This is a genomic window from Salicibibacter cibarius, assembly GCF_016495725.1.
In the GTDB taxonomy this organism is placed as follows: domain Bacteria; phylum Bacillota; class Bacilli; order Bacillales; family Marinococcaceae; genus Salicibibacter; species Salicibibacter cibarius.
This window is the reverse complement of the sequence record NZ_CP054705.1, coordinates 2,635,008-2,650,780: the sequence shown is the minus strand read 5'-3', so window position 1 is coordinate 2,650,780 and position 15,773 is coordinate 2,635,008. Positions and strand designations below refer to the sequence as shown.

At 42.3% G+C, this 15,773-nt stretch carries 14 protein-coding genes; 9 read left to right on the top strand and 5 right to left on the bottom strand.

The features are described from left to right. Nucleotides 1-2: 2 nt before the first annotated feature. On the top strand, nt 3-659 hold the full coding sequence (locus HUG15_RS13590) for a DUF6320 domain-containing protein (RefSeq protein ID WP_200123624.1): 657 nt from the start codon (nt 3-5) through the stop codon (nt 657-659). A 788-nt stretch (nt 660-1,447) separates the two neighbouring features. On the opposite strand, the gene HUG15_RS13580 is transcribed toward HUG15_RS13590, so the two are convergent. Together HUG15_RS13580 and HUG15_RS13575 are read right to left on the bottom strand one after the other, a co-directional pair. Beyond that, nucleotides 1,448-2,314: a GNAT family N-acetyltransferase gene (locus HUG15_RS13580; RefSeq protein WP_200123622.1), complete on the bottom strand. Its 867-nt coding sequence runs from the start codon at nt 2,312-2,314 to the stop codon at nt 1,448-1,450. 195 nt (nt 2,315-2,509) lie between these two features. Further along, nucleotides 2,510-3,397, bottom strand: a complete 888-nt coding sequence (locus HUG15_RS13575) for a fructose bisphosphate aldolase (RefSeq protein ID WP_200123621.1) — start codon at nt 3,395-3,397, stop codon at nt 2,510-2,512. Between the two features lie 194 nt (nt 3,398-3,591). Here HUG15_RS13575 and HUG15_RS13570 point away from each other — a divergent pair, with 194 nt between their 5' ends. The 7 genes from HUG15_RS13570 (at nt 3,592) to HUG15_RS13540 (ending at nt 10,725) form a co-directional block, all read left to right on the top strand. Then, a complete protein-coding gene (locus tag HUG15_RS13570) occupies nt 3,592-5,442 on the top strand; it encodes a sigma-54-dependent Fis family transcriptional regulator (RefSeq protein WP_200123620.1) in 1,851 nt (616 codons plus the stop codon). A 182-nt stretch (nt 5,443-5,624) separates the two neighbouring features. Next, complete coding sequence (locus tag HUG15_RS13565) at nt 5,625-6,191, top strand: DJ-1/PfpI family protein (RefSeq protein WP_200123619.1); 567 nt, start codon at nt 5,625-5,627, stop codon at nt 6,189-6,191. 29 nt (nt 6,192-6,220) lie between these two features. Then, nucleotides 6,221-7,255: an amidohydrolase family protein gene (locus HUG15_RS13560; protein ID WP_200123618.1), complete on the top strand. Its 1,035-nt coding sequence runs from the start codon at nt 6,221-6,223 to the stop codon at nt 7,253-7,255. Beyond that, nucleotides 7,248-7,946, top strand: coding sequence for an iron-sulfur cluster assembly protein (locus HUG15_RS13555; RefSeq protein WP_200123617.1), 699 nt, complete (start codon nt 7,248-7,250; stop codon nt 7,944-7,946). Before HUG15_RS13560 ends, HUG15_RS13555 begins: the two co-directional genes overlap by 8 nt. A gap of 15 nt (nt 7,947-7,961) precedes the next feature. Further along, a complete protein-coding gene (locus tag HUG15_RS13550; protein WP_200123616.1) occupies nt 7,962-8,990 on the top strand; it encodes an NAD(P)-dependent alcohol dehydrogenase in 1,029 nt (342 codons plus the stop codon). A gap of 147 nt (nt 8,991-9,137) precedes the next feature. Further along, nucleotides 9,138-9,323, top strand: a complete 186-nt coding sequence (locus tag HUG15_RS13545) for a hypothetical protein (RefSeq protein ID WP_200123615.1) — start codon at nt 9,138-9,140, stop codon at nt 9,321-9,323. After that, nucleotides 9,313-10,725 carry an amidase gene (locus HUG15_RS13540; RefSeq protein ID WP_200123614.1) on the top strand — a complete coding sequence of 471 codons (1,413 nt, stop codon included), beginning with the start codon at nt 9,313-9,315 and terminating at the stop codon, nt 10,723-10,725. The genes HUG15_RS13545 and HUG15_RS13540 overlap by 11 nt, the downstream gene beginning before the upstream one ends. A 107-nt stretch (nt 10,726-10,832) precedes the next feature. Here HUG15_RS13540 and HUG15_RS13535 read toward each other — a convergent pair whose 3' ends face one another. Both HUG15_RS13535 and HUG15_RS13530 read right to left on the bottom strand, forming a co-directional pair. Continuing rightward, nucleotides 10,833-12,008, bottom strand: a complete 1,176-nt coding sequence (locus HUG15_RS13535; protein ID WP_200123613.1) for a spr1629 family repressor/antitoxin — start codon at nt 12,006-12,008, stop codon at nt 10,833-10,835. A gap of 4 nt (nt 12,009-12,012) precedes the next feature. Further along, on the bottom strand, nt 12,013-12,783 hold the full coding sequence (locus tag HUG15_RS13530) for a spr1630 family ClpXP-sensitive toxin (RefSeq protein WP_200123612.1): 771 nt from the start codon (nt 12,781-12,783) through the stop codon (nt 12,013-12,015). Between the two features lie 196 nt (nt 12,784-12,979). Between HUG15_RS13530 and HUG15_RS13525 the strand changes: the two genes are divergently transcribed. After that, nucleotides 12,980-13,474 (top strand): VanZ family protein, encoded by a 495-nt coding sequence (locus tag HUG15_RS13525; RefSeq protein ID WP_200123611.1) that lies wholly within the window; start codon nt 12,980-12,982, stop codon nt 13,472-13,474. 260 nt (nt 13,475-13,734) lie between these two features. On the opposite strand, the gene HUG15_RS13520 is transcribed toward HUG15_RS13525, so the two are convergent. Then, complete coding sequence (locus HUG15_RS13520) at nt 13,735-15,708, bottom strand: acetoacetate--CoA ligase (protein WP_200123610.1); 1,974 nt, start codon at nt 15,706-15,708, stop codon at nt 13,735-13,737. Nucleotides 15,709-15,773 lie beyond the last annotated feature (65 nt).

Below are 15,773 nucleotides of genomic sequence, written 5' to 3'. Positions count from 1 at the left end.
ATATGCATCGATGCTCAAATTGCGGCGTGTGGACCGCCCACCGGAATTGCCCGCTGTGTAAACGCCAACTAACGGATCGAATCGCTTCATTGAATATGTATCCGCCCTATCAATCGGATGCCAAGTACCGAAACTTAAAACAGAGAGTGTTCTTGTTTATTGCGATTTTTATCATTAGTTCAAGTCTGCTCATTAATTTGCTCACCACACCGGACCAACTTTGGGTGTTTTACATCGTAGGTCCTGTTTTATATGCCCTGTTATTCATCAATCACACCATTCTTTCAAAAGCACATGTCGGATCAAAAATAATCTTTCAAGTGCTCGCGCTGTCGGCGATGCTCGTCGTGATCGACGTTGCAGGCGGAAGTACACGTTGGTCCATCCATTATGTGATTCCCTTCCTCGTGATTTTGGCGACATTGATGGTTACGATCATCATACTGCGCAAACCGATGAAATGGAGAGAGTACCTCGGCTACATGATGACGATGATCTTTCTCGGTTTTATCCCTGTCCTTTTGTTTTTAAGTGCTTTATCCTACGTCTTGTGGCCAAGTGCAGTAACCGCACTATATGCCCTGTTAACATTCATCGGCATGGGATTATTTGCGAATAAAACAATGAAAAACGAAATCGTACGTCGGTTTCATTTTTAAAAGTAGAGGACGAGCATCGCTCGTTCTTCTTTTTGATTGTCAATTTTTCAGCAAGGTGATACAAGCGGGTGATCAAGCTAATAAACAATTAAACATAAAGCGGGCTGTTTCTGCTAAAAATTGTTTTCCCCGATTAAAGGAATGGCTGATATAGTGACATGTTTGGCTGATAAAATCTAGGAACATAGCACGGACTAGTGCAAGGTGGCTTAATTACCTAATCATGGAGACAGTTGGCAGAAGTTCGGTCGGCAACGCTTCTGGCTCCCTACCGGACAATTTACCGCATCATGGCGACCGAAAAAGCGGTCGGTTCTCGTGCTCGGTCGCCATAACCGTTTTATGACGACCGTAATGGCCTGAATCGAAAGCGTTCGGGCGTCATAGCCGCTTCATGGTGACCGAAAAGGCTTGTATCAAAGATATTCGGTCGGCATGGCTGCCTCATGGCGACCGAACGAGCGATTGGTTCTCGTGTTCGGTCGCCATGAACCGTTTCACCGGGGAGCCTGCTTCGCAAGAAACCATTCGGTCATTGACGATAGCCTTTGATACCTTAACTCGGGCTGTGGCGGTTTAATCCAATCGATCACTGACCCAGTTTGAAGCTCTAATCCTGTCTTCCGATCGTCGGTGTGACCGCTTATTTTCGACAAGCTGCACTAGTGCAACGTTTCAAAAATGCTTTCTTGCACAAAAATCCAGCCAAACGATAATCAACCACGGCTGTGGACCAGTGCAGCATAGTTGAAATAAAAGGCCACACCTGCAAAGGCCTCTGCACTAGGTTAAACGTTGCCACGCCGGTCCATCCCGTACAGAATCCAAGGGGAGGGGAGCGCAAATGGATGATCGTCCGGGAGAAGGTTAACTTCTTCTTTGGTGAGATCGATCCATATGTAGGTGTCTTCCCCCGTTTGTTTTTTCAATGTGTGATAAGCATCAGAAACAGTCTCCCATAAGCCGCTTTGGGACCATAGATCGTTCCATGGATAAACGATGTGCAAGTAATGATATTTTTTCTGGTCGGTTTTTGCGATGAAGAAGCGAGTTTGGCTTTTATTTTCATAAAAAGACCAGCTTTGTAAATGGTCATCTGAAAATAACGCTGGCGACGCGGGAAAAGGATAGTAGCATTCGAAAGGAAAAATGGTAGCCGATTGAATATATGTATTTTCTAACCACTCCCGTTTCTTTTTTAAATCATGGATGGGCTGCCAAGGTTCGCTGCCCGATTCCAGTGACGTTATATTGTCGGTTGTGGCATTAAATAATGTGGTTTGTGGCGTTAAACCGAGCTTTTCAAGCACACGTTGCGCAGGTGTATTATGTTCTTGGGTATTCGCGCCGACCCACTGGATTTCCGGGTGCCCCCAAGCCTGCTCGATCACATAGGTCATTAGCTTTGTGGAAAAGCTTTGTCCCTGCACGGATTGGTCACTCCGAAGCCTTCCAAGCATGGCGTAGCGGTTTGCAAAAATTGTATAGCCGCCTGTACTTACAAGTTCGCCATCTATAAATAACCCATAAAGCCGATGGTTTCCGGTTACTAAATGATCAAATATTGCCAGTATGTAATCATCTTCGATCCCCGTGTTCATTTTTTTATATTGCGGTAAATCTTCAACGTGTAATTGCCGAATCAAAAGGTTCACTCCTTATTTTACATAACTGCGCCCATTGTATCTGGATTTTAAAAGGGGCGCAAAATAAAGAAGGAACCCATGCTTCGGGGGCCATCATATTCATCCATCTACATATGCCGATTCTCGCGTATTTCATATCATTTCTTGATACTCACTTTATAAAAAGAACCCGGGGGACACTTGGCCCCGGGAATGTGCGCGATATTACGTAATCGAAGCTCGATAAATGGAGTCTACCGCTTGTTGTAGCGTGTCATTAAATGCGTCATCGGTTTGGTTAACATTCAAATCTTGGGTGAGCGCTCGGGAAAAACTGGCGATGAGGCCCTCGTTTTCTGTCAGTTTTTCATTTGCCTCGTCTGTCGGATAGCCGCCGGATAGGGCGACAACGCGCACGACATTCGGATGGTCAATCAGTTCTTTATACGTGTTTGCAACCGTTGGGATCGTCAGTTTTAACATCACGAGATCGTTTTGGCTGAGTTGATCGAGATGGCCGCGAATCTCCGCCTTCAATATGTCCTCGCATTTTTCTTTTTCCGGGCTGTTAATATCGACTTCCGGTTCGATAATTGGTACGAGGCTCGCTTCAATAATCTGTTTGCCAATCTCGAATTGTTGGTCAACGACAGCCTTAATGCCTTCCGGATTGGCTTCCTTGATCACGGAGCGCATTTTGGTTCCGAATATATTCCGTTCATTCGCCCGTTTCAATGTTTCGTCCAAGTCGTGGATCGGCTTCATCATTTGCACGCCATTAGACTCCTCGGCAAGGCCTTTATCCACTTTCAGAAAAGGAACAACGCCTTTTTTTTCAGCCAAGTAATCGCCTGTGTACAGGCCTTCGATTTTGCGGTCCATTGTTTGCTCAAACAGAATAGCGCCGAGGATATGCTCGGAATCAAAAGCAGGGGAGGTGATGATTCGTTTTCGCATCTCGTGCACCAAGTCAAACATCTCGTCTTTGTTGCTATATTCATCTTCCGAAATGCCATATAGGGCCAGTGCCTTCGGCGTGCTGCCGCCACTCTGGTCCAATGCCGCGATAAATCCATCTCCGTTTTTCATTTGTTCGAATTGCTGTTGTTGCATGCGTGACACTCCTTTATGGTGTTAAGGTGTTTTTATGTAAGAAGAGACAATGTCGACTTCATTGTATCATTAAATGGAGGGAGGTTGTAGTGATTGTTTTTTTCCGATGGCAACGACTAATAATGAGTGTGTTATAATGGACCCACAATAATTGGAAAAAAGATCTGGTCATTCAGTCGAGGGGGGTAAATATTATGAGGGAAACTATTGAACGTTCATGGAATAGGTGTGAAAAAGCCGGTTTAGATCGTTTTCAAGAAGAAATGGAAAAACGAATGACCGCTCCGCAATTTGATAAACTAAAAAAATCACATGAAGGCCTACTAAGTGTTGCTGCTCCAATTATTCAGGATTTACACGATATAGTTTACGATACTGGATTCCTCACTCTCTTAACCACTGAAGAAGGTGTTGTGATTAAAGTATTCAATGATCCTTCCACTGAATTTTTCATTCAAAAATATAAGCTGCAATCTGGTCGTATTTGGAGTGAAGATGTTACCGGGACAAGCGCTATTGGGCTTGTTGTACATGAAGAACAACCAAATCAAGTAATAGGCAAAGAACATTATTGGGAGCGGTTGAATGGCATGACTTGTTCCGCAGCTCCTATCAAAGATGAGGAAGGTATCCTGCGAGGAATTCTAAACATCTCCGGTCCGGTTGAACTTGTTCATGAACATACACTTGGGATGGTAGTTTCAGCAGCAAAAGCTATTGAACGGCAATATGCCCTAAATCATAAGATTTCAGAGAGTAATGAGATAAATCATACTTTGAGCACGTTACTTGATGTGATTGAAGATGGTGTGTTGGTTGTGAACCAATCAGCTAAAATTGTGAATACAAATCAAAGAGCAGCTACAATAATTGGAACTACAATGAAATCATTGTCTGGAAAAAAGCTAAATGATATATTTGATAATTCAAAACTTATAGAAGCTATTCGCACGTTTTCCACTCTCCAAAATGAACAAGCAATTGCTACCCCTGCAGGAAAATCATGCTTATTACAAGTGAAACCAGTTTCAAATATAGCGAATTACACGACAATTGTAATAACTTTCCGTGAGGTCAATCAAATTCATCGTCTGGCACGTAGCGTAGAAGGGGATAAAGCTTATAGATCAATACAATCTCTTAAGGGTATAAGTGATGTCATGGGACAATTACGTAACAAAATTGATAAAGTAGCCCACTCAGATGCTACTGTACTTTTATTGGGTGAAACAGGTAGTGGAAAAGAGATCGTAGCTCATAGTATTCATAATCTAAGTCATCGTCATAATGAACCCTTTATTGTTGTTAATTGTGCTGCATTACCGCGTACCCTATTAGAGAGTGAACTTTTCGGATACGAAGGAGGGACGTTTACAGGTGGATGGAAAGACGGGAAACCAGGAAAATTTGAGGTCGCAAACGGAGGAACTATCTTCCTTGATGAAATAGGTGAAATGACACCGGATATGCAAATCAACCTTTTACGGGTGCTTCAGGAACAAATGGTTACTCGTTTAGGCGGTAATCATGCCATTCCCGTAGATATTCGTATCATTTCAGCTACAAATAAAGATTTAAAATCTGCAATGGAAAACGGTGAATTTCGTCAAGACTTGTACTATCGCTTAAATATATTAAGAATCCCTATCCCTCCATTGCGCGAAAGACCAGAGGATATCGAAGAATTAGTAACTTGGATCATTCAAGGACAGTGGAATGACTCCTCACAAAGTTTTACACCTGGCGCTATGGCCTTATTAAAAGACTACGACTGGCCGGGTAATGTCAGAGAACTTGAAAATATTATTTCTCGCTGTCTTATCATGAGTGATTCTACAGTCATAGACCATAATGAAGTCCTTGATATTATTGATGAAGATTTACAAAACCATTCATTTGAAGATAAAGAACAGGTTGAAGATATAAAAAGAGATATTTTTCTCAAAGCATACGACCAAAATAATGGTCATGTTTCAAAAATGGCAAATCAATTGGGTGTGAGTAGATCTACAGTGTATCGTTGGAAAACGAAATTCGAATTATAGATGTATCAAAGTGAGACAATATGAAGCAAAATGAGACATTTATTTTTGAATAACTATACTAGAAATCTATCGAATTCCTATTTTAAAGGGATTTCGATATTGGCATAAATGTTGCAATAAAATAAAGAAGAGCGCATAGCAAAACGAATTGTAAGCGCTTATATTCAAAGGAGGAGTTCTTCATGTCCAAAAAAGTTCTTATTGTGACGGGTGACGCAGTTGAATCCCTAGAAGTTTACTATCCTTACTTTAGATGCTTAGAGGAAGGTTTTGAGCCTTTCATTGCAGCCAACTCAGTTAAAAAGCTCCAGACAGTTATTCATGATTTTGAGGATTGGGACACCTATACTGAAAAGAAAGGTTATGGCATAGACGCAACTCTTGCCTTTTCGGACATTGTAGTGAGTGACTTTGATGCTTTAATCATCCCCGGCGGTAGAGCACCCGAACACATTCGTATGGATGAGGAACTTCAAAACATTGTCAGGCATTTTTTCGAGACCGAAAAGCCAATTGCAGTAATGTGTCATGGTAGTCTTGTTTTTACTCCTATTGCTGATGTTGTGAAAGGCCGTAAAATGACAGCATATCAGGCTTGCAAACCAGAAGTGGAAAGTATGGGAGCAGAGTATATAAATGAAATGGATTATGTCGACGGTAATCTTGTATCAGGGCATGCTTGGCCGGATTTACCAGCAATTATGAAAGCATTTATTAAGCAGGTTAACAAGACACCTGAAAAAGTATAAATATTTCTTATTAGGGGAGGAAATTTATCATGTTTCGTACAAAATCAGGGCATGAATTGTTTATCATTGATGCGCATATTCACAATTGGAATGCTAGTCGGAAAAACCAACGGAATGATTATGGTAAGCAGTTTATCGATTGTTTTTATGATTACCAACGGAATCTATCTCCACCAGAGTATGTGTGGGATTACAACGAATTTTTAAAACCGGATCATAACAGGTTGATAGACGATGTTTTTAACCGTGGCTATGCTGATATGGCAATTTTTCAACCGGTTCCATTAACTGATTTTTATCGCGAACCATTTGGTTCAGTAGAAAATGATATGGAGTTGTCACAGCGTTACCCTGGACGTTTTATTTGTAACAGTAGTTTTGATCCCAGAAATAAAGAAGAAGGTTTGAAATATTTAGAAGAAGAAGCCGAGAGGTTCCAATTACAAGGAATTAAACTATATACAGCTGAGTGGCGAGGGGATTCAAAGGGGTATAAACTAACAGATTATTGGACGAAAAAGTATTTAGAAAAATGTGAGGAACTGGGTATAAGAAATATTCACATTCATAAAGGACCCACCATTACCCCATTAAACAAAGATGCATTCGACGTGAGTGATGTTGATGATGTAGCTAGTACATTCCAAAATCTAAATATTATCGTAGAGCATGTTGGACTACCTCGTTTAGAGGATTTTTGTTGGATAGCAACGCAAGAAAAGAATGTTTATGGTGGATTGGCTGTTGCAATGCCATTTGTATATGCCCGTCCCCGATACTTCGCACAAATTATAAGTGAATTGTTGTTCTGGCTTGATGAGGATAAAATCATATTCAGCAGTGATTACCCAATTTGGGAGCCAGGTTGGCTTATTGAAAAATTTATTGATTTTGAGTTGCCAGAGGATATTAGGGAAGAAACGGGGGCAGTGCTCGATATAAACGTGAAGAGAAAGATTCTTGGAGAGAATATAGCTCGCCTGTATAATATTGATATACCAAAGCAAAAAGAAATTCTTAAAAGTAGTCCTACAGATGAGGTTAGGGGGAGGTCCATTGTTTAAAACGAAACAAGTATATGACTGTCTTGAGTTAGTTATGGACCCAGAACTTGACCAATCATTACTGGAGCTTGATTTTATTGAGGATGTGGAAATTAACGAGAATGTAGTTCATGTCATATTTAGGCTCCCCACTTACTGGTGCTCACCTAATTTTGCCTATATCATGGGAGAAGATATTCGTGATGAAATCCTGGGACTGAAATGGCCAAAACATGTACAAGTAACATTGCACGATCATTCTGAATCAGAAAAAGTGAGCAAAGGTGTGACGGAAGGATATTCGTTTGAAGAAATGTTTCCCGATAAAACGGATGGAAGCGGGTTAGATGAGTTGCGGTCAATTTTTAAAAGAAAAGCATTTTATGCCCGTCAAGAGCGCTTGCTACAGTATTTATTAAAAAAGGGGCATTCAAAAGATTTAATTTTAGCTATAACGCTAGATTCCCTAAAATCTATAGATGATCGCAAATTGGAATATCTGTATTTGAACTACTTGGATATCCGTAAAGACTTCAAATTATCACAAGAGGAGAACAGTTTCCTTATCACTGACCACACGGGAAAGTCGATAGAGAAAGAGGAATTTGACCAACATTTATTGCATGCACGGCGTTCACGATTAACCATGGATTTTAACGGCCATTACTGCCAGGGGTTATTGCAAACAAGATATACAAATTTTGCATATTAAGGGAGAGATTAAGAGATGAAAGCATGGCGCTTGAAGGAATTTGACAAGCCATTGAAATATGAGGAAATTCCCGATCCGGAAATTAAGGATCCGACCGATGTGATCATTAAAATTGGTGGAGCAGGCGTTTGCCGTACGGATCTTCATCTTATCGAAGGGGTTTGGGACAGGGCATTAGAAACGCCTCTGCCTTTTACGATTGGGCATGAAAATGCCGGATGGGTTCACCAAAAGGGTTCAGGCGTGACAATGTTTGATGTAGGGGACCCCGTCATTGTTCATCCTGTGGCCAGTTGCGGAAAATGCTTAAGTTGCCGGGCTGGCGAAGATATGCATTGCGAAAACCTTGTATTCCCGGGATTGACGACCGACGGTGGCTACGCGGAATATTTAAAGACTTCCGAACGGGCACTTATAAAACTGGAAAACGATGTGAAGCCGGAGGAAGTTGCACCACTGGCAGATGCTGGTATCACTGCTTATCGAGCCGTGCAACGGGCAGCCCCTCTTGCAAAACCGGGGACAAAAACACTCCTCATGGGTATGGGCGGTCTTGGGCACATAGCCGTCCAACTCATGCGAGAATTTGGAAACTCGGATATTATTGCGCTCGACACAAATGAAGAACGTTTAAATATGGCGCTTGAATACGGGGCTGATCACGGCGTTGTCGCAAAGGATGGCATGATTGAAGAGGTATTGAATCTATCAAATAATGGTAACGGAATTGACTTGATTATCGATTTGGTAGGAGAAGATGATACCCATGCCAATAGCATGAAGATGCTAAAAAAAGGCGGCTCCTATTTCGTTGTCGGATATGGAGGGGTTCTACATGTTCCGTCCCTCGACGTCATTAACAACGAATTCAGCATTATAGGGAGTCTCGTTGGAAACTATAATCAATTATATGAACTCATGCAAATGCATGCGAAAGGAAAAGTTCGACTCCATTCAACCACTTATCCAATGAGCAAAGCGAACGAAGTATTGAAAATGCTGGATGAAGGTAAAATTAATGGCCGGACGGTTTTAGTGCCATAACCAAGAACAATTAACCCCGTTTCGATCAAAAGGTCGAGACGAGGTTTTGTTCATGGATGAAATATTCGGAAATTTAAGTTTGATTTTTAAGCTAAATGGGTACACCCTTGAGGAATGGACAATCTACTGGAAAGGAGCAAAACTTTTATGAATCCATCGATCAAAGAAGTGTTGGAAGGCAAGGGTATAGAGGTGCCCGATGAACATTTACTGATCTTGCATGCAAGGTGGGAGGCGATCCAATCATTAGGAAAAGAATCAAAAACTGCGTCTTTGGAAGATTATGATATTGCGTTAAGAAACATTCCGGGAGGCGATCATTATGAGTTATGAGCTCGTATCAAAATCGGTGGAAGAGTTATCGCCCTTAATTAAAAACAAGGACGTATCATCCAAAGAATTAACCAAGGCTGTACTTGATCATGCAGAAAAACATAATGAAGATATAAACGCTTATATTTCATTTACGAAAGAAAAGGCAGAACAGGCTGCTGAACAGGCCGATCGTGACATTGCCGCCGGGAATTATAAAGGGATATACCATGGTATCCCGATTGCAGTGAAGGATAACTTATATTTTAAGGGCGAGGTGACTACAATGGCATCAAAAATCCATAGGGATTTTGTTTCCGATTATGATGCCACCATTATTAAGAAGATGAAAGATGCAGGCATTGTTTTTACCGGTAAATTGAACATGCATGAATATGCGTGGGGGATTACTAATAATAATCCACACTTCGGGGCATGTCGTAACCCTTGGAATACACGAAAAATACCCGGAGGTTCGAGTGGGGGCTCCGGTGCAGCCGTTGCCGCTGATATGAGTGTTGCTACTTTAGGAACAGATACTGCCGGTTCCATCCGCATTCCCTCTTCGGTCTGTGGGATCGTGGGATTAAAACCGACACATGGACGAGTGAGTAAATATGGATGTTTTCCATTATCATGGTCCCTTGATCATATTGGTCCCATGACCAAATCGGTGACAGACGCGGCTGCTTTCTTGGAAGTTATCGCCGGATATGACGCCAATGACCCGACATCGATGAATGTGCCCGTACATTCATATACACAGCAACTAACAGCGGATATAAAAGACGTAACAATTGGCGTTAACGAAGATTATTTTTTCAACAATGTTGATTCGACTGTTGAAGCATCCGTTCGACAAGCAATCCAATCACTTGAAGAACAAGGGGCAAACGTAGAGACAGTAGCGATCCCATCGCTCCGATATGCAGAATATACTGAATTGATCACAATTTTAACTGAAGCAGCAGCTATCCACCATGAAAATTTAATTGAACGACCCGATGACTTTGGGGATGACATCCGTCTCTTATTTGAGTTAGGTGAATTGCCATCGGCTGTTGACTATCTTCAAGCGCAACAACTACGGCGACAAATTCAGCAAGACTTTCAAAAAGCGTTTGAAAAAGTCGACGCCCTCGTTTCCCCGACACTTCCTATCATTGCACCTGACATAGGTGAAGACTACGTCGATTTAAACGGGGAACAAGTGGATTTAGTCAACAATATTATACGATTTACAGGCCCGGGGAATCTGACCGGTCTTCCATCTCTCACCGTTCCCTGCGGTTTCAAACAAGAGATGCCGATCGGCATGCAGATTATGGGCAATGCCTTTGATGAAGCGACGATATTGAATATCGGCTACGCCATAGAAAAAACAAATCCTGTTAAAGGAAAGAAACCTGAATTAGCAAGATAAAAAATAAAGCGGCATCACACCAACAAGGGTGGGGTGTCGCTTTATAATAACAATTACAAACTCGAATTAATCGGCAAAACCGTATTCATTCTTCCATTGGGAAGCCATCATTTAACATCCAAGTCCTGTATGGAAAAAGCCCTCGCATGTTGAAATTGGTATTCCTTAAAAAAGTCTTTTTCAATCCCCGTTAAGTTGGCCAAAAACCCTATATCAATTTCCATGTCATCTATTATTTCATCTAATGTTAAATATTTTTGTTCAAACAATAATTGAAGTATACTTTTTACTTTCCCGGGGTGCGGGACCGGCAGCTCTTTGTCGAGCGGTTCAATTTCTTTGTATTTTAGCCTGTTAAGCATAATATTAAAGTATCGGTATTGCTGATAAGACATCCATTGTAAAAAGTGTGCCCGGAATGCCATTGCCTGGATGGACACCATCCATTTCCTTTTTAATTCAATGTATGAGTCCGGGTGGGAAATTTTTAATATAGGTTGAATGTCATCTATAAATTGGTTCTTGGGCAGTAAAAAAGATCCGGCAAATACATTGGCTTCATGTTCATACTCCCGAAGGTTTTTTTTGTCTTGCAAAGCGAACTCAACTTTATAATGCAAAAGTAAGTGGCCTAACTCATGTGCCAAGTCAAAATTTCTTCTGGCTGCTGATTTTTTTAAATTGCCTAGCATTATATAGGGAGTGTCGTCATTAGCCCATACACTGTAAGCGTCTATCTTTTCTCCGATGGATTTTTCAAAAACAAAAGCACCGTTTTTCTCAATTTGAAACAATAGGTCATTGTTGCTATTTTCTCTCATTCCCAGAAAATCTCTTGCATATTCTGCCACCCTGCGAATGGATGCCAATCTGTCTCCCGGATGATCCATCTTTGCAATAACTTTATTTCGCAGTTTTCTTAATCTGTTCTCCGGGAATTGCAACTTCCCATCCATCAGATCCAAAAGGGCAATTAAATTTTCGATATGCGTTGCTTCAAATTGTGTTTTTTGTATACTATTCATTACAGAAGATCGGTAAGCAATGTGATTGTGGTTAACCGTTGTTTTTTTATGTTTGCTTAGTTGATCTTCTTTATAAAAGTATTGGCTTTTAACTTGAAAAATGGCTTTTAGTTTATTAACAATTTCCATTTTAGGGGATACAAACCCATTTTCATATTGCCAAACGGCTTGTTCAGTGACTGTCAGCTCTTCTGCCAATTGTTTTCTGGTAAAACCATGGAGAATACGAATGTTGGTTAAATTGGGACCAACAAACATTTTCTTAGCCCTCCTCTTCATCATCTTTAAACAGCTCTTCTTGATGTACGATGCCATAATCGGCAGCAGCCGGTGACTGAGGAGCGTCAAATCCGTCTTCGATCAATATTTCATAATCGTCCTCTTCAAAAATAACTGTACTTGTGGCAATGTATTCTGAAAGATCTTCAATCTCGTACGCCTGATTGTCTTGGGGGTTCGGCATCAGCATTCGAATTTTAGAAATAGCAAAAGCTTCATCGATTTCGTAAGTAATGATATAAAAATGGTTAAACTTTTCTTCAAGCTCGCGGGCTTGGGGTTCTTCCAGTTGCTCATCATCAAAAAGTGTTAGGTACTCTTTCTTTTGAGCTGTTGTAAATAGGGAAGGCTCTTCAGGGAACGCTACATTGTTATTAATATGGGAAAGCCTTTTAAGATAAGTTTCCCTTTCCGGATCTGTGTTTTCGCGAGGCATTCCTTTTCTGCGAGTAAAATTTTCTTCATCAAAATATTTTCCATTTTTTATGATGAACATACTTGGGCCTGTATCAATGTCGAATTGAAGATAGCCCCATGCGTATCCGGCTTTCGCCTTTTTAAAGCCAATGCCAAATTCTTTGCATTCTTCAGCTGTTTGATGATCAATATGATTTCCTTTGACCCATGAATAAGCAGTGCTGATATGCATCTCTTCTCTCTTAGCTTTTCTTTCCTCAATATAGTTCTTGTAACCTTGGAGAATGCCATTTATAATAGCCTGATTAATCCCTCGGCTCATTCTATATTTTTGCATAGCCCCCACTTCCTCATTTTTGACGTTACTTTTCATTTTATACCAGCATGCTACATTTTTAAAGAAAAAATGATATAAACGCTATTTTTTTAAAGTGAATTAAATTTCTTTCGCAAAAAAATAGTAAAGTGAAAAGGATTATTGATATAATCGGATATACAAACGATTATGGGTGTTTATTGCGGATGTGCATAAAATGAAGAATCTATCAAAACAGAAGATCGTGGCATGGCTCCTTGTGATTGGATGGATGGGGCTTATTTTTTATTTTTCGCATCAGTCGGGCGAAGCGTCGAGTTCGCTCAGCGGTGGAGTGACGGAAGTTGCGTATAGTTGGAGCCAACGTCTAATTCCGTTTGTGACGATCGATTTTGAAAGCTTTCATACGTTGATTCGCAAGGCGGCGCATGTGGCTGTGTATGTCGTGCTCGGGATTTTTGCGGTCCATGCGTTTCGGGTTTCAACAACCGAAAGGAGTACGCGGCAAATAACCTTGTGGGCGTGGTTGCTCTGTGTTTGTTACGCGATCACGGATGAAGTGCACCAGCTGTTTATTCCGGGGCGCAGCGGTGAAGTGAGCGATGTGGTCCTTGATAGCATCGGTGCTTTGGTAGGTATTGGGGTTTATGTAGTGGTGCGGAGAAAGTGGTCTTTTAGGAGCGTTATGACACCATTAACAGGTAGGAAATAGAAATGAAAGGTGCCATGAACGGCCCATGGCACCTCTAAAAAGAAAAAATGATAATAATTGGTGTCATGCAAGCTTCATGACACCAACCAAAGGAAAAATATTGAAGCAAGAGGTGTCATGAAGCGTTGCACCTGATCTGGGGATTTCCAGGCAATTTGAGGTGCATTGAACGTTCCAACGCACCTGACCTGGTCGGATTCTGAACATTAGAGGTGCATTGAACAGATCAACTGGAGGTAGCCGCACCTGCCCCGGCATCCCTATCCCTTTTCGGCGAATTCAACAAAATAATCCAACGTCTCCGGATTTTTCATCGATCCTTCATTTACCGCTTTTTCAATTGGCGTGCCCATAAGAATTTTTTTGATGGGAACTTCCATCTTTTTGCCGTTTAAAGTTGTCGGCACTTCGTTGATCCTGAAAATGTCATTGGGCACGTGCCTGGGAGAGCAGTGCTCGCGGATGTTTTGCTTGATTTCTTTTTCCAATGCTTCGGTCAGTTCCTCGCCTGCTTTCAGTACGACGAATAGCGGCATATAGTCTTTTCCGTTCGGGTCATTGATATCAACGACGAGACTGTCTTCAACCGCTTCCACATCTTCGACAGCACTATAAATTTCACTCGTTCCCATGCGAATGCCCCCGCGGTTAATCGTGGAGTCGGAACGTCCGTAAATCTGGCAGCTCCCTTTGGATGTAATTTTAATCCAGTCCCCGTGCCGCCATACGCCGGGGAAATCTGCGAAATAGCTGTCATAGTAACGTTCATTGTTTTTGTCGCCCCAAAAATAAATCGGCATCGATGGCATGGGCTTGGCGAGTACGAGCTCTCCGACTTGATCGAACACCGGTTGAGCGTCTTCCGTATACGCTTGCACGTCAGCCCCGAGTGCGCGGCATTGGATCTCGCCCGCGTGCACCGGCAGAAGCGGAGAGCCGCTGACGAATGCGGAACAAAGGTCTGTCCCGCCGCTGACGGAGGCGAGCCACAAATCTTTTTTCACATTTTCATAGACCCATTCCGATCCTTCCGGCGGGAGCGGCGAACCGGTAGAGGCGACGCTTTTCAAGTGCTCCAATCGATAAGTGTCCCCGGGTGTTACATCATTATTTTTATTCGCCATCAAGTAGCTCGCGCTCGTGCCGAAAACAGTCACTTCTGTTTCCTCGGCGAATTGCCAAAGCGTGTCTATCCTCGGGTACGTCGGGCTGCCGTCATACAGGACAATCGTGGAGCCGGTGAGTAAACCGCTTACAAGAACATTCCACATCATCCATCCGGTCGTCGTAAACCAAAAGAAGTTGTCTTCCGGTTTTAAGTCGGTGTGGAAGGCCAGTTTTTTCAGATGTTCAAGCAAGATGCCCCCTTGTCCTTGAACAATCGCCTTCGGAAGCCCGGTCGTTCCGGAAGAATAAAGAATCCAAAGCGGATGATCAAAAGAAACATACGTGTAATCGAGAGAAGTGGAGCGATTGACTTCGATAAAATCTGACCAGCGCTCAACGTTCGTTAGGCCAGCGGTGTTAGGGACAGCCGACAAGTAGGGGAGAAGGACCGTTTTTTCAAGCGATGGGATCGCTGTTTGAATTTCACGTACCGCACTAATTCGATCATGATCCTTGCCGTTATAACGATAACCATCGACGGCAATGAGCAATTTTGGCTCGATCTGTTGAAAGCGATCAACGACCGTTCGGCTGCCAAAATCCGGGGAAGCGCTCGACCAAACGGCTCCGATGCTCGCGCACGCCAAAAAGGCAATTGTTGCTTCAGGAATATTCGGCAAATAAGCAACGACCCGGTCCCCGGGCTTGATGCCTTCCGCTTTTAATCCGGCGGCAAAAGAAGCCACTTGTTCATAAAGCGTTTCCCAAGTCATTTTTTCGGTCGGACGGATTTCGGACTTGGAAATAATCGCGGTTTCCCCCGGTCGGGCGCGGCGAAAGGCATGTTCCGCATAATTAAGCTTGGCGCCTTCGAACCATTTTGCGAATGGAACGCCGTCGGCCTCTAACACGCGTTGATAGGAAGGATTGGCTTGAATGTCAAAATAAACCCATAACGTTTCCCAGAAATCTTCAACGTTGGTAACGGACCAGTCCCAAAGGTCTTGATAGGTGTTAAACGTCAATCCTTTTTCGTTTTTGAGCCATTGCATGTAAGCGTTGAGATTGGATTGGTTGATAAATGCCTGTGACGGTTCCCAAAGAAGGGTTCCTTCTTGCACTGTCATTGTGTGACCTCCTGTTGTTTTCAAACTTATGAATATATCTTTTTTTTCATTTTAGCATGATCTCC